Origin of the sequence: Legionella beliardensis (genome assembly GCF_900452395.1) — a bacterium.
GTDB classification, from domain to species: Bacteria; Pseudomonadota; Gammaproteobacteria; order Legionellales; family Legionellaceae; genus Legionella_C; species Legionella_C beliardensis.
Window position 1 is genome coordinate 846622 of record NZ_UGNV01000001.1, and the last position, 19843, is coordinate 866464.

The window sequence follows — 19843 nt, forward strand, 5'->3', positions numbered from 1 at the left end:
ATATCATGTCGCATCAGTCGGTGTTGCTGCAAGAATCAATTGATGGATTAGCGATTAAAGCTAATGGTGTTTATATTGATGGTACGTTTGGTCGTGGCGGCCATAGTAAAGCTATCTTGGCACGCCTATCTACTCAAGGCCGGCTAATTGCTATTGATAAAGACTCACAGGCTATTGAGTTTGCAAAAATACATTTCAGTAATGACCCACGTTTTCAAATTTTCCAAGGATCCTTTGCCGAGTTGCTTGATTTTGCTAAGCAAGCAAATGTTTATCAGCAAGTAGATGGTATTTTACTAGATTTAGGTGTTTCATCGCCGCAATTAGATGATGCCACGCGCGGATTTAGTTTTATGCAGGCAGGACCTCTAGATATGCGTATGAATAGGCATCAATCATTAGATGCTGCCAGTTACATTAATCACGCAAAATTAGAAGATATGGCAAAGATATTTTGGGAATATGGTGAAGAGCGTTTTGCACGACGTATTGCACGAGCGATTGTTGAGGCTCGGGCAAATTCACCCATTTTGACAACAACTGCTCTGGCTGAAATCATTAAGCAAGCTAACCCTAAATGGGAAAAGCATAAACATCCAGCAACACGTATTTTTCAAGCCATTCGAATTCATATTAATAATGAACTAGATGAACTTAAAACAGGTCTTAAAAGCGCATTTGATGTGTTAGCACCAAGTGGGCGTTTAGCTGTCATTAGCTTCCATTCGTTAGAGGATAGAATTGTTAAACAATTCATGCGTGATATGGAAGTTGGCGAGCAATTGCCTTTTGATGTGCCAATACGAGCGGAAGAAATAAAAAAGTGTTTTAAGCGGATTGGAAAAGCAATTAAGCCCCAAGAAGAGGAAGTGAGACAGAATGTTCGATCACGCAGTGCTATCCTTAGAATAGGAGAAAAACTTGTATGAACGCTGCAGCAAGAATAATTAATCAAAGTACATTATTTAACGGTCAATTATTTGCGATGCGTCTTTCTAAGCAGCTTTGGATAATATTAATTTTAATGCTCTTCGTGCTGTTAAGTTCTTTAGCTGTTGTTTATGCAACGAATGAATACCGTACAAATTTTAGTGAATTACAAAAGCTTGAGCTGCAAGCACATCACCTGCAATTACAGTGGGGACAACTATTGCTTGAGCAAGCAAGTCTGGCCACGCCTGCACGTGTAGAAGCACTTGCAACGCAAAAGTTGCAAATGAGGCTGCCAGCCGATACCCAAACGTTTGTGTTGCAAGCCCGATGAAAAAAAAAGGCCACCAATTACGATTAGCTGTTGTATCCGCTTTTTTTATCATGCTACTTGGTGTTTTGGTCTGGCGAATGTTGGATTTAACTGTATTACATCGCCAGTTTTTAAAAGGGCAGGGGGATGCGCGTAGTTTACGCATTCAAGATATTCCTGCTTATCGAGGGATGATTACCGATAGACAAGGTACACCCCTTGCGGTGAGCACGCCTGTGCAATCAGTTTGGGTAAATCCCAAAGAATTTTCACCGACCAAAGAACAGTTAAGCAGATTAGCGCAGCTCCTAGGTGTCTCTGCAAAAACGCTTCTTGCGCGTGTAAAACAAGTAAATTCACGTGAGTTTTTCTATTTACAGCGCCAGTTACCTCCTAATTTAGCTAAGAAAATTGAATTATTAAAAATTCCAGGTGTTAATTTTCAACAAGAGTTTAAGCGCTATTACCCAGAAGCAGACAGTACTGCTCAGCTCGTTGGGTTTACTAATATCGATGATGTTGGCATAGAAGGATTAGAACTAGCTTATCAGGATTGGTTAATGGGTGTACCCGGTAAGAAACGCGTTGTCAAAGACAAAATGGGGCGCATTATTGAAGAATTAGGGGTCATTAAAGAACCTCGTCCAGGGCATGACTTAGTATTAAGTATTGATAGGCGAATTCAATATTTAGCGTATCATGAATTACAAAACACCTTAGAAAAATTTGCTGCTAAATCAGGTTCAGTGGTCGTATTAGATACAGAGACGGGTGAAATTTTAGCAGCTGCTAATTCCCCTTCATTTAATCCTAACGCACGCGCCCGTTATACTCGAGATAGCTATCGCAATAAAGCGCTTACCGATACCTTTGAGCCAGGTTCTGTTATCAAGCCATTCAGTATAGCCAGTGCATTAGGTAGCGGGTTAGTTAAGCCTGAAACTATTATTGATACCAGACCAAGTTGGATGATAGTGCATGGGCATACTATTCGCGATGTTCATAATTATGGTGTTTTAAATGTCACTGGTGTGTTACAGCATTCGAGTAATGTTGGCGTGTCTAAAATGATTTTATTAAGTCCTCCTGAGCAATTCATAGGGTTACTGCAACGTAGCGGCTTTGGTCAACGTACTGAGAGTAGTTATCCTGGTGAAAGTGATGGCAGTGTGGCAAAAATTAAGGCTGCCAATCCTTTTGTTTTAGCAACCTTAAGCTTTGGTTATGGTTTGTCTGTCACCGCCTTGCAACTCGCTAAAGGCTATATGATTTTTGCAAACGGTGGTAAATTATTACCAATTACGTTATTGCATAAAGAGGCACCCGAAGCTGCCGAACAAGTTATTGATGAAAAAACAGCACACCAAGTATTGGCCATGCTAGAAGCTGTTTTGGGTAATGAAGGAACAGGAAAATTAGCGCGTATACCCGGCTATCGCGTTGCTGGAAAAACAGGTACGGCGCGGATAGCAGGTAAAAAAGGATATCAGGAGAATAAGCATATTGCGAGCTTTGTGGGCATCGCTCCTGTTTCCAAGCCAAGACTTATTGTTGTGGTAGTAATTCACGAGCCTACCCGTACTAGTTATTATGGCGCAGCAGTCGCAGCGCCTCTTTTTGCGCAGGTTATGTCAGGTTCATTGCGTATTTTAAATATTCCTCCCGATAAGACAACAGGTTAATCCTATGAAATTAGATACGCTGCTCAAGCCCTGGGTTAAAAATAATGTACCCGAATTAGACATTTTAGAGTTACACAATGATAGTCGCAAAATTGCTCAAGGTTCTTTATTTTGCGCTTATCCCGGTACTGCTACTGATGGACGTTTATACATTGAACAAGCTATAAAAGCAGGGGCTGTTGCTATTCTTTATGACTCAATCAATTTTGCTACTCCTACGTCATCGACCAGTGCTAAATTCATTGCATTACCGAATTTAGCCGAGCATTTAGCCGCCATTGCCAGTAGGTTTTATGAAGAGCCTAGCAAAAAATTACATACCACAGGTATTACCGGCACAAATGGTAAAACAACCATTGCTTATCAATTAGCACAAGCTCATCAACGCTTAGGCGAAAAAGCAGCTTACATTGGTACTATTGGTCAAGGTAATGTTACTGCTTTACAACCACTAAATAATACAACCCCAGATGGCCTTTGCTTGCAAAGCCTTTTTAATGAGTATGTGCTTGAAAATATAAAACACGTCTGCATGGAAGTTTCTTCACACGCTTTAGCGCAGCAGCGCGTAGATGCGATTAATTTTGAGCAAGCAATTTTTACTAATTTAACCTTAGATCACCTCGATTATCATCAAACGATGGAGGCTTATGCTACAGCGAAAGCCAAATTATTTACGTATCCCTCTTTAAAATCAGCAATTGTAAATTACGATGATGCTTATTCAGAGCGTATGCTTATAAATTTACCTCCTTCATGTAAACTCATCACTTATGGTTTGCAAAAGGGTAGCGATATACAAGCAATAGATTGGCAGGTCACTATGAAAGGAACGACCCTGCATGTCGCTTCGGCTCTAGGAAACGCAGAGCTAAGCATTAATGCTTTAGGTTATTTTAATATTTATAATGCGCTGGCCGTTTTTTCTAGCTTATTAGCTTGGGAATATCCTCTAGAGCAAGTTGTAGAAACCATGAAACAGCTTGCACCTGCGCCAGGTCGAATGGAAATAGTGACACAAAACCCGTGTGTAGTAGTTGATTATGCGCATACGCCAGATGCACTTGAAAATGTATTAAAGACATTAACTCACGTCAAAGAAGGACGGTTAATCACGGTATTTGGCTGTGGTGGGGATAGAGATAAGTCTAAACGGCCTATGATGGGTGATATAGCAACGCGCTATGCAGATATTGCGATTGTTACGAGCGACAACCCACGCACCGAAGATCCAGACGAGATCATTTGCGAGATTAAGCAAGGAATAGTAGCAACTACGACACCTATTCATCACATCACGGATAGAAAAGCTGCGATAGAAAAAGCAATCAGTATGGCAGGTAGTAAGGATATTGTCTTAATTGCAGGTAAAGGCCATGAGGATTATCAACAAATTGGTCAGGTAAAGTACCCATTTTCTGATCAAGCCATCGTAAGGGAATTAGTGGGTTCTCTGTGTAAGGTCAGTGAAATTTAGCTAAATTTTCTTAGCGCGAGCAGGCATTGTTGTGTGGATAAAATAAAACGCAGATACTGTCTTTAAAAGCAAGCAAAATTTCATTAAAGGTTTTTTATTTTTTAAGACAGCATCAACTTGGTTTATCTAACTTAAGTCCGAAATACCGTGGCTTGACCACGGTATCCATACTCTGAGTGCCACTTCACTGGATACCGCAGACACGACGCGGTAATTCGGTTGTAATTTATTTTATACTAAATAAACATAGCCTGGGGGCAGGCCCATGGAAGTCAGCCTAAGCAAATATTTCTCTTAGAACCATAGAAAATAATATGTTTAGAGTACTTACGGTCTCGCAGCAGAGGTAAGTTTGCTCCCTTTTTAAACGTGGTTGTGCATGGATGCACAACATCGAGCCGCATGGATGGTTTCGGCGCTTTCAAAAAGGGAGCAAATTTACCTCTGCCGGCCTCTACCTTGACTCTTGGGCGCTTAGCCTGACGGCTATAGGGTGCAGGCCCAAAGGGCCGGAACCCGGGTCAGGTTTCACGTTGTTTTACCCAGGCTACACGGTCGTTTTGAACACTTATTCTATCCACGCAATAATGCCGCGCGAGCTTACCTTAAGGTAACCCTAATAATGCTTTTAAAAATGCATCTTCTGGTGCTTGTTGCGCCCGAAAGTCATGGCGATACTGATGTGCTTTCCGTAATTGTAGAAAACTTTCTGTTTTGTCTAGTGCTGTTTTTAGAGACTTAGTTTCATTGACTGGATTAAAAAGGCTCAAGATATAATCCTGCCAGCGTTGTGAAGAGTGATAGTTGGAGGATTGGGCAACAGGTAATGCCGCATACGTGGGCTCTGGTAAGTTTAAAGAGTGATGAATCTTTTGACTAATTAAAATGACTGCGTTGTATTTTGCTTCAATTGTATGACCAGCAATATGAGGTGTGCACAGGCAAGCAAAGTTAACAATATCTGGATTAATAGTCGGCTCATGAGAAAAAACATCCGCACAATAAAAAATCGGTGTAGCTAATTTTAACAGTGCCTCTTCATTAACAATCCCACCGCGAGAGGCGTTAATAATCGCAGTATTTGGTTTTAATTGTGACAATATTGGCTCAGCTATTAAATTTCTACTTGGGTAAGGCAAATCGTCATGTAGATTAGCATGGATACAAATTAGGTCACACTGAGCCAGCTCCTTTAAGGAGGCACTCTGAAAAGTATTATCACGTTGGCTTTTAGGTGGATCGTAAGCAGTTATTTTAAAATTTAAGGCACGTAAACGTGCAGCAACTTTAGAGCCTACTGCGCCTAAGCCAATGATCCCTGCATTTTGACCAGTCACACCATGATAGGTTTGTAAATAAGCAACGGATGCAAGTACATAATCCGCAACAGCGTGAGCATTACTTCCTTTAGCATCGAAGAGTTGAATCTTTTTATCTTTAAGAAAAAGCTCATCAATGTGATCAGTGCCGCTGCTTGCTGTGGCTACATAGCGTAGTGAATGACCACTTAATAATTCTTTAGTGACTTTAAGTGTTGAGCGGCATACAAGAATATCTTGCCCAGCTAAGTGTGTACTTACGTCATTAAGATGATGATAAAGCGTCAGTTTAAACGGTGGGGGAAATGCTTCAATTAAACCTGGTAGCGAGGCATCAGCTAAGATATTCATAAATTAAACAGGCTGCTAAGAGCCGCTAAAGACCAATTAATAGGCGCAGAGATAATCCAATTTAAAACCCCGGTCAATAACAATAGTAAAATAATGAAAAAACCATAGGGCTCAAGTTTTTGATATTGAATTGCATGGCGTAAAGGCAATAAACTAGCCACGATACGGCTGCCATCTAAGGGCGGGACTGGAATTAAATTTAGAAAGGCTAAAAGCAAATTAATAACAATGCCTGCTTTAGCTGCCAAAATAACAAATAAAGCAATGGTTGACGTTTGTGGGCCAAGCGATATACCTAGCTTGAACATACCTGCCCAAAAAATGGCCATTAGGAAATTGATTAAAGGGCCTGCGCCAGTAACTAATATCACATCCCGTCTGGGGTTACGAAGCTGAGTTGCATTGATTGGTACAGGTTTCGCCCAGCCAAATACAAAGTTAAAATTACTTAAAGCGAGCGTAAGAATAGGAACAATAATAGTGCCGATTAGCTCAACATGCTGCAGGGGATTAAAGCTTACTCGCCCTAATGCTTTTGCAGTTGTATCGCCGAGTCGATAAGCTACCCACGCATGCGCAGCCTCATGAAGGGTAATTGCAAATAAAACGGGAATAATCCAAACTGCAATCTGCTGTATGATCGTTAATTCTGGCATTAGATTAACGCACTAAAAACAAATGAACATTCTAACTGCACTTTAAAAATATAGCTAGTATTTCAAACACTGGTCTTATATTATACGCACAATTAAGACGAATCATTAATAAATAGGCGTTTAGTTTTGGAAAAAGTTAAAATAAGTTTTTTTTTATTGCTTTTCTCCGGAGTATTATTTGTTATAGGTATCAACAAAGTACCTGTTATTGATCGCGACGAAGCGCATTTTGCTCAAGCAAGTAAGCAAATGATGCAAACAGGTAATTATTTTCAAATCCGTTTTCAAGATAGAACGAGGTTTCAAAAGCCACCCGGTATTAATTGGTTACAAGCAGCGAGTGTGCAATCCTTAAGTCATGCAGAGACTAATCAAATCTGGCCCTATCGAATTCCTTCGGCCTTAGGCGCTTTTTTGTCAGTTTTACTTACTTATCTCTTTGCGAGCCGCTTTGTGGGCGGAGCGGCAGCCGCTCTTGCTGCCGGCCTTTTAGCATCTACTTTACTGCTGGTTGTAGAAGCTCATATGGCTGTTATTGATGCAATGTTACTATGCTCTGTTGTCTTAATGCAGGGCGCTTTATGGATAATCTATCAGTCATCCTATGAACAAAAAAAAATCGCTTGGTTTTGGCCATTTTGTTTTTGGGTAGCCATGGCGTTTGGTGTTGCTTTAAAAGGAGTAACGCCATTAATAGGTATATTAACTGTCTTAACATTATACGTGATGGAGAAACGTAGAGATTGGCTAACACAATTAAAGGTTTATCAGGGATTAATTTTGTTTATAGGTTTAACCCTAGTTTGGCTCCTATTGGTTAATCAAGCAGAACATAGTAACTATTTATTACAAATGGTTAATAAAGATTTATTACCAAAATTAAAAGGTGGGCATGAATCGCATGGCAAGCCTCCCTTGTTTCATTTAGCTATCTTGCCAATAACGTTTTGGCCCGCTTCTTTATTTCTCTGGCTTGGCGGCGTTTATGCTTGGAAGAATCGCCATGATAAGATTATTAAGTTTTTGTTAGCGTGGTTAGTGCCCTCCTGGGTGTTCTTTGAGTGCATGCCTACTAAGTTACCACAGTATGTATTACCTTTATTTCCTGCTCTGGCAATTGTATGTGCTTTAGCAATTAGACAACAGCTAGCGATGCTGCCAAGTAAATGGCATCGTTTTTTACAATATCTGTGGACTATCTTATCAGTAGGTTTCGGCTGTGCTTTAATGTTAGCTGCTTATTGGGTCAATCAAGAGCCAAATTTAAGCAGTTTAATGATAAGTACTATTATCATTGTATTTTCAGGAATTGCTGTTTTTTTCAGTAGACAAGGTCAGTTTAAATATAGCCTTGCTGCTATTTTTGCCTTAGCGGCTCTCACATATCCGCTTATTTTTAATCAATTATTGCCTTCATTAAAGCCAATTTGGTTAACGAGCAATCTTACCCAATACATTGATAGAACTAAACTCAGTAGCCAGCAACCTTTACTCGCCGTAGGTTTTGACGAGCCTAGCTTAGTTTTTAATCTCGATACCACCTTAGTTCGTTTTGTTGATATCTCTACTGCGGCAGAACAGCTACGGATTAATCCTAAACAATTAGCTGTATTTGATAATAAATCATTACAAGCCTGGTCTAATCGTCCTAATAATATAAAAATTTTAGCTCAAGTACGTGGGTTTAATTATAGTAAAGGGCGCTGGATAAAATTATTTCTTATAGGTCAGGAGGAGAAACAAAGAGATGGCGCCGTTTAATCGATTAATATTAGTGATGACAAGGCCTTGGGTTATTTTGGCTTACGTATTAATGATCACTGTATTATTTTTATATGTAGATAAACCATTGGCTGACTACTTAGCATTTTTGAATTTTCGCGTTAATTTTATATTTCTTAATTTTTTTACTAAGCTTGGGCTAGGTATTCTTTATATGACAAGCCTCTTGCTAGCTGCCCTTTTTTTTCGCTATAAGCGCAATTCTCTTTGGGAAGCGCGTATGTGGTTTCTTTGGTTATGTGTCGTCTTAAGTGGCATTGCTTGTGGTATTTTAAAAGTTTTATTAGGTCGTGCGCGGCCTGATATGTGGTTTCATGGGAAATATTATGGCTTTTATTGGCTGCAAGCAAAAGCGCCTTTTTGGTCTTTTCCTTCTGGTCATACAACAACAGTCATGGCTATCGCCTTTGGATTATGTGTTCTTTTTCCGCGTTATTTTTATATTTTTATACTCAGTGGATTTTCGATAGCGATATCACGCGTTTTATTGGTTCATCATTATTTTAGTGATGTCTTAACGGCAACTTATTTAGCCTTGCTTGTGGTAGGTTTATTGCTCTGGTTTTTACGTAAAAAATCTTGGCTGGAACCTGCTTGGCGAGATACGTTATACTAGTGATTATTTTAACTCTGGAAGGATGTTTTGAGTAACTTAATTTATTTATCCATTATCATACCTGTTTATAATGAAGCTGATAATGTAGCGCATCTATATCAGGAAATTGCTGCTGCTTTACCTGCAGAGCAATTTACGTTTGAGGTGATATTTGTTGATGATGGGAGTACTGATGAAACTGTCAGTCGGCTCCAATCTTTGGCGCGAGAAAATCCTCTATTGCGTTTGGTTTGTCATAAACGCAATTATGGTCAAAGTGCTGCCTTAGTCAGTGGTGCTCGTGCAGCAAAATACCCTATGTTAGTTACATTAGATGGCGATGGTCAAAATGATCCCGCGGACATTCCCCGTCTTTTCACTTACTTATCCAATACTAAGACTGTTGTTTTAGGTAATCGAAAAAAGCGAGATGATAATTATATACGTAAAATGTCTTCCCTAGTTGGTAATAAAGTAAGGCAATCCTTGCTCCATGATCAGTGTCCTGATACGGGCTGTAGTCTTAAACTGTTTCCGCGGGATGCATTTTTAAGTTTGCCGCATTTTAATCATTTACATCGCTTCTTACCGGCTTTATTTAAGCGCGCCGGTTATACATTAGTTAATGTGCCAGTGAATCATCGGCCCCGTTGGCACGGTGTATCTAAATATGGCGTAATGAATAGGTTATTTGTTGGTATTCATGATTTAATTGGTGTACGTTGGCTTTTAAAACGTCCCTGCGCTCCGGAGATTTCTGAATGAATAAAGATTATATTTGGCTGATCATTGGTTTAATTGGCCAAGGCATCTTTTCAGCACGCTTTATCGTACAATGGTTAGTAAGTGAGCGAGAAAAGCGCAGTGTTATTCCTGTTGCTTTTTGGTATTTAAGCCTTTTAGGCGGAATAACACTATTTATGTATGCAGTCTATAAACGAGATCCGGTTTTCATTGTTGGCCAATTCAGCGGTGTCTTTATTTATTCACGCAATTTATACTTAATTACCAGAGAACGTGCATCGCGATTGCACAGAAGTTCAGCATCTGCTTAATGCCAATCTAAACAATCTGGATTAAGCTGTTTGGCTTTTCTGCGTATTACAATGTATAAGCGCTTGGCCTGCGACAATTTTTTTATTCTTTTTATCCTTAATCCAGCGTATGTCATTGGTTTTAAACTGCTTAATTAATGCTTCAGCCCAAGAGGGTATAGTCTCACCTTCCCATAATATAAGCGCATGACCTGAAGGCGATTGCAGTGCTTGATTGATTACATACAGATACGGTTGTGCTGACTTAAATTGTAATTGCATATTACCCAGCAGCCAGTGTGAATCTGACATAAGGGAGTCAATTTGCTCGAGATTATTCTTATGACTATTGGCAATCTCGATGATAGGTATGGATTTTCGCTTATTATGTCCATAGTAACTTCGATAACTTAAAATTACTAAAAAAATAAGCTGAACCAATAGACAAAAGACGAGAAAGCGCTTTGTATAGCTGGTTAAATGACTGTTAGGTTTTAAGTGACTAAACAGCAAAAGAGGACTTAGAAATAAGATAGGAATAAGCCAGCGCATCTCAAAATTACGTATACCAGCTGTCAAAATAATTAATGCTAAGATTGGGAAGTAAATAAAATGATAGTGTAAGAGTAAATCAGTTGCCGCTGTTTTTTTGTAGGAAAAAGCTAGAGGGAAAAAGAAATAAGAGCTAATTAAAACAGGCATTATAAAAAAGATACTTGCACCTAACAGATTTATAAAGCCATCAAACAGGGTTTTTTGCTGCGGCGTTAACTTATAAGTAGAATATAGGCCAACTTGATAATGATGCATAAGCCAATGGCCGTAAGGGAAGATAATAATAAGTATGCAGGCAATAGTAATTAAAATACGCCAATTTACTAATTTTAAACGGTATTCTTTTTGAATAACCGTACTGATTAAAAAAATAACTAGAAATATTAAGTAATTAAATTTAGATAAAAACCCAAGGCCAATAACGATACCTAAGCGTATATACCAATTATTAATGGATTTAGTAGGCGTAATAAACCAATACCAAGTCATGCACGCGGTTAAAAGCGCTAATATTGAATGGGTATTATCTTTTAGTAAGTCCATGCTAATAGAGCTTATTAAAACCCAGGCTGCTGTAGCGCTTAAGGCAAGCGATTTATTAGGGCAATAATACCTACAAATTAAATGATAATAGTAAAGACAACCTAGCAATAAAGTATATTTAAGTAGTGCCAAGCTAATTAAATTTATGCCCAAAACTTGAAAAAGACAGTATTGCAGCCAAGAATAAAGAGGAGGCTGGTTTGGGTAACCTGAAAGCAGTTGCTGGGCCCAAATGACTTGTTCTGCTTCATCTAGCTCTAATAAAGAACTCCTTAAATAGAGTCGAGCTAATAAGGCTGTGAGAAAAAAAAGTAAAAAGAAAAGTTGGGTATTATTAAATAAATAATTTTTAACTTGCAGTGGTAATTTAGTCATTTTTAATTAATTTATTCTTATTTTAACTGAAAGCAAAAAGGTTGTTTTTTTTAGTCATTACTTTAATCTATAAATGAACAGGACGTGTGTACTCCATCAACGCTAGTAAGGATACAATAATGAATAGCCTTAATCAAAGCCTAGCAGATGTTATAAAGACTTATACTGATTATGATTTTTCTAATCAGTCCTACCATATTAAGCAGTTAACGGCTGAAGAAAAGCAAAAAATTGAAGTGCAGCTTATTACGATTTTTTCGCAATTTTTAACTGAGAAAGGTGTTCAAGACGAGCAAATTAATCATCAACGTCGTATTTTACTTGCTCTTTTTCATCCCGATAAATCTCCTTATTTTTCTCCTGAAGTGCGTTGGCTAGAGTGTGCTTTGAGTAATGGCGCTGATAATGGTGGATTTTGCTTTAGGCTTATCGATAATTGTGCTGATGAGCTAAAACAGCCAGCATCTACTGAGGAAGATTTTGTTTTCGAGTCTAAAACGTTTAACACCTTTTATATTGATGACTTAATTGCTCGACTTGAGAAAAAAAGAGAGTTGGCAAAGACGCTAACCCAGCGTGCGCTAATAGATAGCACCATTACTTTATTACAAAAAATAAAGTGCTGCCAAACTATGACAGATAGCATTGATCCTAGTTGGCTAAAAATTTTTCTTAGCTCATTACCTTATATGACCAGTGGTTTTTGTATAGGTTTATATCTTGAGGAGCTTTCTTTACTGTATGCTGCTTTATATGTAGTTGCTCAAAGTGGCAGCTGGCTTAAAAAATCTGATGTAAAAATTTTGCAGTATTTAGGCAATGTAGCGTATGAATTTAGCCGAGCAATCTCTAATGCAGCGACGACTTTAACGTTTTATTTTATTAGTATGAATTTTGCAGCTATTAATACCACTTATTACCTTGGTATTGAAGCCTGTTCAAAGGTTTATCAGCTCATCGATTCTGTTATTTCATCTAAGGCTACTACTAATCCAGCCAATGCTCACTCCCAATCTTTAATTTTAGCGCCACAATATTTTTTACCCGGTAAATTCATTTTTGAAACGTTAGAATTAAAATTAATGGCTTTGAAGTTAGAGCAATATCAAGAGCAACAAAAGCAGCAATATTTTGCTTCTTGGCGCAAAGGTTGTAAAAAAAGTAAACTTATCGAGCAGGCATTGCAACAATTTAAAGAAATTGATGTAAAGTCTTTGCCAACCGAACAAAAATTAGCTGAAGCTGAAGTCATTATTAATAGATTAGCTAGCCAACCCTATTTTAAAGAAAATAGAAGTAAGGCGCAGGAAACAATGGAAGCAGTAAAGGTTATTATACGATCTTTAAGTAGCAATTTTAACAAAAATCAAAACGAGCAGCCTAGGGTAGTAGATGAAGATTATATCGCAGTCGATGGTACTTTTTTTATCTAACCACATCAAAGATTAAAGGCCGTGCAAGCGTTATTTGTTAAATAATGATTAAATATTGTCATCCTGATGCGGTATTGTTGCGTGGATAAACTAAGCTGCCTATGGCTTTAATCCATTTGCTCGTCTTTGCGAGCGAAGCGAAGCAATCTAGGGCGGGTGTTGTAAATAGTACCGTTCTGGATTGCTTCACCTTTTACTTCGTAAAGGTTCGCAATGACGGGGTGTTTTGATCATTTAGTTATCCATGCAACAATGCTTTCCGTGTAGGCGCGAATCCATACTCAATATTCGCACCCCGCTACTTTGAGGCATGGATCGCCTCTAAATTCAAAAAATTAACCAAAGATCGGCTGAATATCAGATAATAGACATCTTTTAACAAGATTATTTGTTATTCATGTAAATTTTATTAATAATACTCCCTAGGTTGATAGTGTGAGTAAATAATGATCATTGCAGTTTTTGGTGCTGGTTATGTTGGTTTAGTGTCTGCTGCCTGCTTTGCTAAGCTTGGTCATCAAGTCATATGTGCAGATATAAATACTAAACGTATAGAAATGTTGCAAAAAGGTGTTTGTCCTATCTATGAAGAAGGCTTAGATAAGCTAGTGCAAGAGCAATTAGCCTGTGCAAATTTAATGTTTACCACGGATTTAATTGATGCCGTGCAATCCAGCCAAGTATTTATTATCGCTACTGGAACACCGAGTCTAGCTGATGGTAGTGCCGATTTATCACAAGTATTTTCAGTGGCAGACTTAGTGGCAGAGCATGTGCAAAATGATGCTTTATTAATAACGAAGTCAACTGTGCCTGTTGGCACAGGCGATAGCATTGAAAATTTAGTGAAGAAAAAATTAGCTAGTGCTAAAAAAACTATCAAGATTGATGTTGCCTCTAATCCAGAATTCCTGCGTGAGGGTTGTGCAATTGATGATTTTTTAAATGCTGACCGAATTATTGTAGGCGGTGATAAACGCTGCATGCCGCTGCTAAAAAAACTGTATCAACCTTTAATCGAACAGGGCGTCCCTTTTTTAACGATGAATAGAACTTCAGCTGAATTAACCAAATATTCAGCAAATGCTATGCTCGCGTGCCGTATTAGTTTTATGAATCAAGTCAGTCAATTAGCCCAAGAATTTAATGCTGACATTGATGATATCCGTGAAGGCATGGCACTTGACCCACGCATTGGCCCTTATTTTCTACAAGCAGGCATTGGCTATGGCGGTTCATGTTTTCCCAAAGATGTTCGTGCGCTAGCGCAATCAGCTAAATCTATAGGTCTAGATACTTCATTTTTAGAGGCTATCGATAAGGTTAATGAATTACAAAAAAATTGGTTATTCAAACAAGTTGCTAAGCATTTTAAACAAAAGTTACAAGGCTTAAAAATTGGGTTTTGGGGGTTATCTTTTAAACCTGGTACAGATGATTTGCGTGAAGCAAGCAGCTTAGTTGCTATTTCTGCTTTTTTGGATGCGGGAGCAAAGATCATAGCCTTTGATCCTGTTGCTGTAACTTGTGCGCAGCAATTATTTAAACCGCAAGATGATATCGTCTGGTGTCAGACTATGGATGAGGTTTTTGAGTTTAATCTAGATGTATTAATTATTGCCACTGAATGGCCTCATTTTAAAAATTATTCCTTATCTAATTTACGTAATAAATTGCAGGGAGCGCCCCTATTTGATGGACGTAACTGTTTTTCATTAGTAGCAGTGCAAGAAGCAGGGATAGCTTACTATTATTCTGTTGGTCGGCCTGTTATTTCAAAACAAGAAAGCATGGAGCTTGTTGGTTATGCAAATTAAAAAAGCTGTTTTTCCAGTAGCAGGCCTTGGTACACGCTTTTTACCAGCAACCAAAGCAAACCCAAAAGAGATGCTGCCTATTGTTGATAAACCATTAATTCAGTATGCAGTAGAAGAGGCTGTGCAAGCAGGTATTACCCATATGATTTTTATTACCAGCTCAACTAAGCGCTCAATTGAAGATCATTTTGATAAGCATTTTGAATTAGAAGCACGCTTGGAGGAAGAGGGAAAAGAAGTCTTATTAGAATTAGTGAAAAATGTTTCGCCTACTAATATTCAATTTACGTACGTGCGGCAAAATCAACCGCTAGGCTTAGGGCATGCTATTCTTTGTGCTGAGCATGTGGTTGGTAATGAGCCTTTTGCGGTATTGTTAGCAGACGATTTAATTGATGAATCAAAGCTGCCTTGCTTGTCTGCCATGACTGAGCATTTTAACTCGCATGCGCATTCTATTTTTGCCGTACAACAAGTACCGTGGGAAAATGTTCATCAATATGGGGTTGTTAGGCTAAGTGATACCAGCGGTGATTATGCCCAAGTACAAGCCATGGTTGAAAAACCAAGTGTTGAAAAAGCACCTTCAAATTATGTTGCCGTGGGGCGCTATATTTTTACAGCAGGTATTTTTTCTTCTCTTAAAACCATTAAAGCCGATCATCGCGGCGAAATTCAGTTAACCGATGCGATTCAGCACTTACTAAATTACGAAGCAGTGACTACTTATCACTTCCGTGGTAAGCGTTATGATTGCGGTTCTAAATTAGGTTATTTACAAGCGGCAGTTGAATTTGGATTACGCCATGCTGAAATTGGTAGTGAATTTTCTATGTATTTAAATGAGCTTTTAACTTAAGAAATGCTACTAAAAATTAGTCTTTAAGAATATAATGCGTGCTCTTTGAAAAATATGTAAGCAATTGATATCTTTATGAAAAAAAATATTGAGCTAACTAATGAAGAGCGAGTGAAATTAAAACTTAAAAATGCTTTACACTATGTTTTAAGTATGTGCGAATGGGGTGCCTCAAATAAAGTTAAAGATGTAAAAAAAACAAATGCCTGGAACTCATTTCTTGAAGAGCGTTACAATTTTTATGGTAAATTTTTTAAAACTAACAATTTGCCCTTGCTTGAACGTAAAGGGACATTTAATTCTGGTATTAATAACAACCACTTGGTTTATTTCTTTAATAAAAAATGGAATTACCGTGCCAATTTAATTCAATCAAAAGGCAACCCCTTCCACTTAAAGCTAAATGCTCGTGTCGATGGGGTATCACCACTAGAGGATAGCCAATTTGATTTGAGTCTAGAGAAACTTACCTTACTTGGGGCAGCGATGTTAACTATGGTAAGGAGACAAGGAAATTGTGGTGATAGATCAGCTTTATTAGCTAAATATCTTTGGGAAAACAACGCTGACATTACCAGGATAGAATTAACAGGTACTTCAACCTTTGATCATGGGTTTGTCATTGTCAACCGCGCTGCCAATAGCAATCTAGCAAATCCAGATGAATGGGGGCCTGCCTGGATTGTGGATTCATGGTATGAGGATGAGGGTTTAATTTTTCCAGCATCTGAGTTTAGAGCTAAAATTAAAGACATTAAAGACTTTGTAATAGAGCAATATGATAAATTGTTTCCAAAAGGAATTTTGGGTACGCCACCTCTTAGAGGTGCGCAAGAAGAAATCTTAACAGTTACCTGTGAAATTAACTTATCTTCTGATCATTTTGATAAATACCCTACGTATTCACGTGATCCATTTTACCCGGTTGAATACTATTATAGAATCGGTAATGAATATCCTCTTGATTTCCGAGATAAGATGATGGATGACTTACAAGCTCATAAAGAAAAATTTGAAGATTGTCTAACCGAAATTAAAATGCGTTAAGCTTTAAAAAATTAAACGATTACTTTGAAGGGTTGTGTTTGTTTAAACTATAGTTAAAGTACAAGTTTAGAAGTGATGTTGATTTTGGTACTTAACAGTCCGTTTAAATTATTCGATAAAGAATAAAATGCTTCCCAACTTGAATTGGATATATACCTCTGGCAAGATGCTTGTTGATTTGGATTTCCAGCGAGGAAGTATGAAAATTCTTGTTGCAATAAAACGTGTTATTGATCCCTACGTCAAGATAAGGATAAAACCAGATCACACTGGGGTTGAAACACAAAATGTAAAAATGTCAATAAATCCTTTTGATGAAATTGCTCTAGAAGAAGCAATTCGCTTGCGAGAGCAAAATATTGCTTCTGAAGTCATTGCTGTTACCATTGGCAACGATTTGGCGCAAGAAACCTTAAGACATGCGTTAGCATTAGGAGCAGATAGGGCAATTCTTATTAAGAGTGAAAAGGCTTACTGCAGTTTAAACATCGCTAAAATTTTACAAACGATCGTAAATCAAGAGCAGCCTGAATTAGTATTAATGGGTAAGCAAACGATTGATGGCGATAATAACCAAACACCGCAAATGCTAGCGGCACTTCTTAATTGGTCACAAGCAACGTATGCCTCGAAAATTTTAATTGAAGGCAAATCGCTTACGGTAACGCGTGAAATAGATGGTGGTTTAGAAACATTAACCATGAATTTACCTGCCGTGGTAAGTACTGATTTACGCTTAAATGAACCTAGATACGCAAGCCTACCTAATATTATGAAAGCAAAACGCAAGCCTTTAGATATTCTAGAGGTGGACAGTTTGCAATTAGATTTAAAAGACCATATTCAAATACTTTCTGTGAAACCTCCTTCAGCACGTACAGCGGGCGTGATCCTTGATTCAGTCAAGACACTTGTTGAAAAATTAAATGAAGCCAAAGCGCTTTGAAGGAGAAAAAATGAGTGTTTTAGTCATTGTAGAACATGATAATCAAAAAATGCATCCCTCAACTCGTAGTACCTTTGCTGCGGCATTAGGTCTAGACGAACACCCGGTATTATTAGTCATAGGCTATCAATGCAGGCAAGTAGCTAATGAGGCAGCCACGTTAGCTGGCGCAAGTGCAGTCTTATTGGTGGATAATCAATGTTATGAACATCAGCTAGCAGAAAATACCAGTAAGCTTGTGTTATCATTAGCAGAAAATTACCAAGCCATATTAGCCCCATCAACGACGTTTGGTAAAAATTTAATGCCTCGGATTGCTGCTCAATTGGATGTGGCACAAGTGTCAGATGTTATTCGCATTATTGATGAAGATACCTTTGAGCATTCTATTTATGCCGGTAATGCCATCGAGGCCGTCAAAGTACTTGATGCTAAAAAAGTGTTAACCATTCGCACGACAGCTTTTGAAAGCGTTTCAGCAACGCAAGAGCCATGCTGCATTGAAGTAATCGAAAATGCTATTGATGAAACTAACACAACATTCGTTAAACAGGAATTAAGCAAGTCCGTTAGACCTGATCTGACTAGTGCTAAAATTGTTGTTTCAGGCGGTCGGGGTTTGCAAAACGCAGAAAAATTTAAACTGATTGAAGAACTAGCAGATGCTTTAGGCGCTGCTGTAGGTGCGTCAAGAGCAGCGGTTGATGCCGGATATGTTCTCAATGATTGCCAGGTTGGGCAGACAGGTAAAATTGTCGCCCCTGATTTATACATCGCTATAGGAATTTCAGGGGCTGTACAGCATTTAGCTGGTATGAAGGATTCAAAGATCATTGTTGCTATTAACAAAGATGCTGATGCTCCTATATTTCAAATTGCGACCTATGGTTTAGTGGGCGATTTATTTGAATTAGTTCCAGAATTGATTGAGCAATTGAAGCAACATTAGGAGATATTATGATTGTTGGTGTGCCTAAAGAAATCAAACCGCAAGAAAATCGGGTTGGTTTAGTTCCTGCAAGTGTTAGAGAGATTGTTCGAGCTGGGTGTTCAGTGTTTGTGGAAAAAGGAGCGGGCCTTGGTATTGGCATTAGTGATGCAGATTATCAAGCAGCAGGCGCTGAAATTCTTGATACGGCTGATGAAGTATTTGCTAAGGCAGAATTGATTGTTAAAGTTAAAGAGCCGCAGCCTATTGAATGTAAACGCTTAAGAGAAGGTCAAACCCTATTCACTTATTTACATCTAGCGCCAGATCCACAACAAGCACGTTTATTAAAAGAATCAGGCGTGACCGCCATAGCTTATGAAACTGTGACTCAAGACGACGGTGGGTTACCCTTGTTAACACCTATGTCACAAGTTGCAGGCCGTATGTCAATTCAAGCGGGTGCTCACTGCCTTGAAATGGCTCAAGGCGGTAGTGGGGTGTTATTAGGTGGCGTGCCAGGGGTAGCTGCTGCAAATGTAGTTGTCATTGGCGGTGGGGTGGTTGGCACCAATGCAGTGCGTATGGCTATGGGTATGGAGGCACGGGTTATTGTATTAGACAAATCGCTGCCTCGTTTAAGAGAATTAGATTTTCAATTTGGTGCTAAATTAAATACCATTTATGCGACCTCTGATGCCCTTGAGCATTATGTGACTTCAGCTGATTTAGTAATTGGTGCGGTCTTAGTTCATGGAGCAGCAGCACCTAAATTAGTCACGCGTTCCATGCTAAAGGCAATGCGTCCAGGCTCCGTTGTTGTCGATGTGGCGATTGACCAAGGTGGTTGCTTTGAAACAAGCCGTGTGACTACTCATCAAGAACCTACCTATGTTGTCGATGGCGTTGTCCATTATTGTGTAGCGAATATGCCCGGCGCTGTACCCCGTACGTCTACCTTTGCTTTAAATAATGCGACTTTGCCGTTTGTAATGAATTTAGTGACTAAAGGTATTAAATCAGCCTTATCAGATGATCCACATTTATTAAATGGTTTAAATGTTCATAAGGGTATGATTACTTATGAAGCCGTGGCTTTGGATTTAGGTTATGATTATATTCCGGCTATGAATGCATTAAAAAGCTAGCGTAATCTAATGGGACTGTGGTGTTAGGTTCCTTACCTAGGCAGCAATAATGC

The 19843-nt window shown here is 38.6% G+C and carries 18 protein-coding genes; 15 read left to right on the forward strand and 3 right to left on the reverse strand.

The window, feature by feature from the left end:
* The first annotated feature begins 2 nt into the window (after window positions 1-2).
* Genes rsmH through DYE47_RS03820 form a run of 4 tightly spaced genes read left to right on the forward strand, consistent with a single transcriptional unit; the run spans window position 3 to window position 4402 of the window.
* Window positions 3-929 (forward strand): 16S rRNA (cytosine(1402)-N(4))-methyltransferase RsmH, encoded by a 927-nt coding sequence (gene rsmH / locus DYE47_RS03805; RefSeq protein WP_115301993.1) that lies wholly within the window; start codon window positions 3-5, stop codon window positions 927-929.
* Window positions 926-1264, forward strand: coding sequence for a cell division protein FtsL (ftsL, locus tag DYE47_RS03810; RefSeq protein ID WP_115301994.1), 339 nt, complete (start codon window positions 926-928; stop codon window positions 1262-1264). The genes rsmH and ftsL overlap by 4 nt, the downstream gene beginning before the upstream one ends.
* Window positions 1261-2925: a peptidoglycan D,D-transpeptidase FtsI family protein gene (locus DYE47_RS03815; protein ID WP_115301995.1), complete on the forward strand. Its 1665-nt coding sequence runs from the start codon at window positions 1261-1263 to the stop codon at window positions 2923-2925. The genes ftsL and DYE47_RS03815 overlap by 4 nt, the downstream gene beginning before the upstream one ends.
* 4 nt (window positions 2926-2929) lie before the next feature.
* Window positions 2930-4402 carry a UDP-N-acetylmuramoyl-L-alanyl-D-glutamate--2,6-diaminopimelate ligase gene (locus DYE47_RS03820; protein WP_115301996.1) on the forward strand — a complete coding sequence of 491 codons (1473 nt, stop codon included), beginning with the start codon at window positions 2930-2932 and terminating at the stop codon, window positions 4400-4402.
* A 605-nt stretch (window positions 4403-5007) separates the two neighbouring features.
* Here DYE47_RS03820 and DYE47_RS03825 read toward each other — a convergent pair.
* Window positions 5008-6072, reverse strand: a complete 1065-nt coding sequence (locus tag DYE47_RS03825) for an NAD(P)-dependent oxidoreductase (protein ID WP_115301997.1) — start codon at window positions 6070-6072, stop codon at window positions 5008-5010.
* Window positions 6069-6728 carry a site-2 protease family protein gene (locus DYE47_RS03830; protein WP_115301998.1) on the reverse strand — a complete coding sequence of 220 codons (660 nt, stop codon included), beginning with the start codon at window positions 6726-6728 and terminating at the stop codon, window positions 6069-6071. The genes DYE47_RS03825 and DYE47_RS03830 overlap by 4 nt, the downstream gene beginning before the upstream one ends.
* A gap of 126 nt (window positions 6729-6854) precedes the next feature.
* Here DYE47_RS03830 and DYE47_RS03835 point away from each other — a divergent pair, with 126 nt between their 5' ends.
* Genes DYE47_RS03835 through DYE47_RS03850 form a run of 4 tightly spaced genes read left to right on the forward strand, consistent with a single transcriptional unit; the run spans window position 6855 to window position 10160 of the window.
* Window positions 6855-8489, forward strand: a complete 1635-nt coding sequence (locus DYE47_RS03835) for an ArnT family glycosyltransferase (protein ID WP_115301999.1) — start codon at window positions 6855-6857, stop codon at window positions 8487-8489.
* On the forward strand, window positions 8476-9126 hold the full coding sequence (locus DYE47_RS03840) for a phosphatase PAP2 family protein (protein WP_115302000.1): 651 nt from the start codon (window positions 8476-8478) through the stop codon (window positions 9124-9126). Before DYE47_RS03835 ends, DYE47_RS03840 begins: the two co-directional genes overlap by 14 nt.
* 27 nt (window positions 9127-9153) lie before the next feature.
* Window positions 9154-9870 carry a glycosyltransferase family 2 protein gene (locus tag DYE47_RS03845; RefSeq protein ID WP_207385173.1) on the forward strand — a complete coding sequence of 239 codons (717 nt, stop codon included), beginning with the start codon at window positions 9154-9156 and terminating at the stop codon, window positions 9868-9870.
* Window positions 9867-10160: a lipid-A-disaccharide synthase N-terminal domain-containing protein gene (locus tag DYE47_RS03850; RefSeq protein WP_115302001.1), complete on the forward strand. Its 294-nt coding sequence runs from the start codon at window positions 9867-9869 to the stop codon at window positions 10158-10160. The genes DYE47_RS03845 and DYE47_RS03850 overlap by 4 nt, the downstream gene beginning before the upstream one ends.
* Window positions 10161-10181: 21 nt before the next feature.
* On the opposite strand, the gene DYE47_RS03855 is transcribed toward DYE47_RS03850, so the two are convergent.
* Window positions 10182-11612 carry a glycosyltransferase family 39 protein gene (locus tag DYE47_RS03855; RefSeq protein ID WP_115302002.1) on the reverse strand — a complete coding sequence of 477 codons (1431 nt, stop codon included), beginning with the start codon at window positions 11610-11612 and terminating at the stop codon, window positions 10182-10184.
* A gap of 119 nt (window positions 11613-11731) precedes the next feature.
* On the opposite strand from DYE47_RS03855, the gene DYE47_RS03860 reads away from it, so the two are divergent.
* The 7 genes from DYE47_RS03860 (at window position 11732) to ald (ending at window position 19790) form a co-directional block, all read left to right on the forward strand.
* On the forward strand, window positions 11732-13045 hold the full coding sequence (locus DYE47_RS03860; RefSeq protein WP_115302003.1) for a hypothetical protein: 1314 nt from the start codon (window positions 11732-11734) through the stop codon (window positions 13043-13045).
* 446 nt (window positions 13046-13491) lie between these two features.
* Window positions 13492-14862: a UDP-glucose dehydrogenase family protein gene (locus DYE47_RS03865; RefSeq protein WP_115302004.1), complete on the forward strand. Its 1371-nt coding sequence runs from the start codon at window positions 13492-13494 to the stop codon at window positions 14860-14862.
* Window positions 14852-15721 (forward strand): UTP--glucose-1-phosphate uridylyltransferase GalU, encoded by an 870-nt coding sequence (galU, locus tag DYE47_RS03870; protein ID WP_115302005.1) that lies wholly within the window; start codon window positions 14852-14854, stop codon window positions 15719-15721. The genes DYE47_RS03865 and galU overlap by 11 nt, the downstream gene beginning before the upstream one ends.
* A 75-nt stretch (window positions 15722-15796) precedes the next feature.
* On the forward strand, window positions 15797-16768 hold the full coding sequence (locus tag DYE47_RS03875; RefSeq protein WP_115302006.1) for a hypothetical protein: 972 nt from the start codon (window positions 15797-15799) through the stop codon (window positions 16766-16768).
* A 199-nt stretch (window positions 16769-16967) separates the two neighbouring features.
* Window positions 16968-17714 carry an electron transfer flavoprotein subunit beta/FixA family protein gene (locus DYE47_RS03880; RefSeq protein WP_115302007.1) on the forward strand — a complete coding sequence of 249 codons (747 nt, stop codon included), beginning with the start codon at window positions 16968-16970 and terminating at the stop codon, window positions 17712-17714.
* Window positions 17715-17724: 10 nt separating this feature from the next.
* The gene (locus DYE47_RS03885; RefSeq protein ID WP_115302008.1) at window positions 17725-18663 is read left to right on the forward strand and encodes an electron transfer flavoprotein subunit alpha/FixB family protein; all 939 of its coding nucleotides are present in this window, start codon (window positions 17725-17727) and stop codon (window positions 18661-18663) included.
* 8 nt (window positions 18664-18671) lie between these two features.
* Complete coding sequence (gene ald, locus DYE47_RS03890; RefSeq protein WP_115302009.1) at window positions 18672-19790, forward strand: alanine dehydrogenase; 1119 nt, start codon at window positions 18672-18674, stop codon at window positions 19788-19790.
* Window positions 19791-19843: the final 53 nt, after the last annotated feature.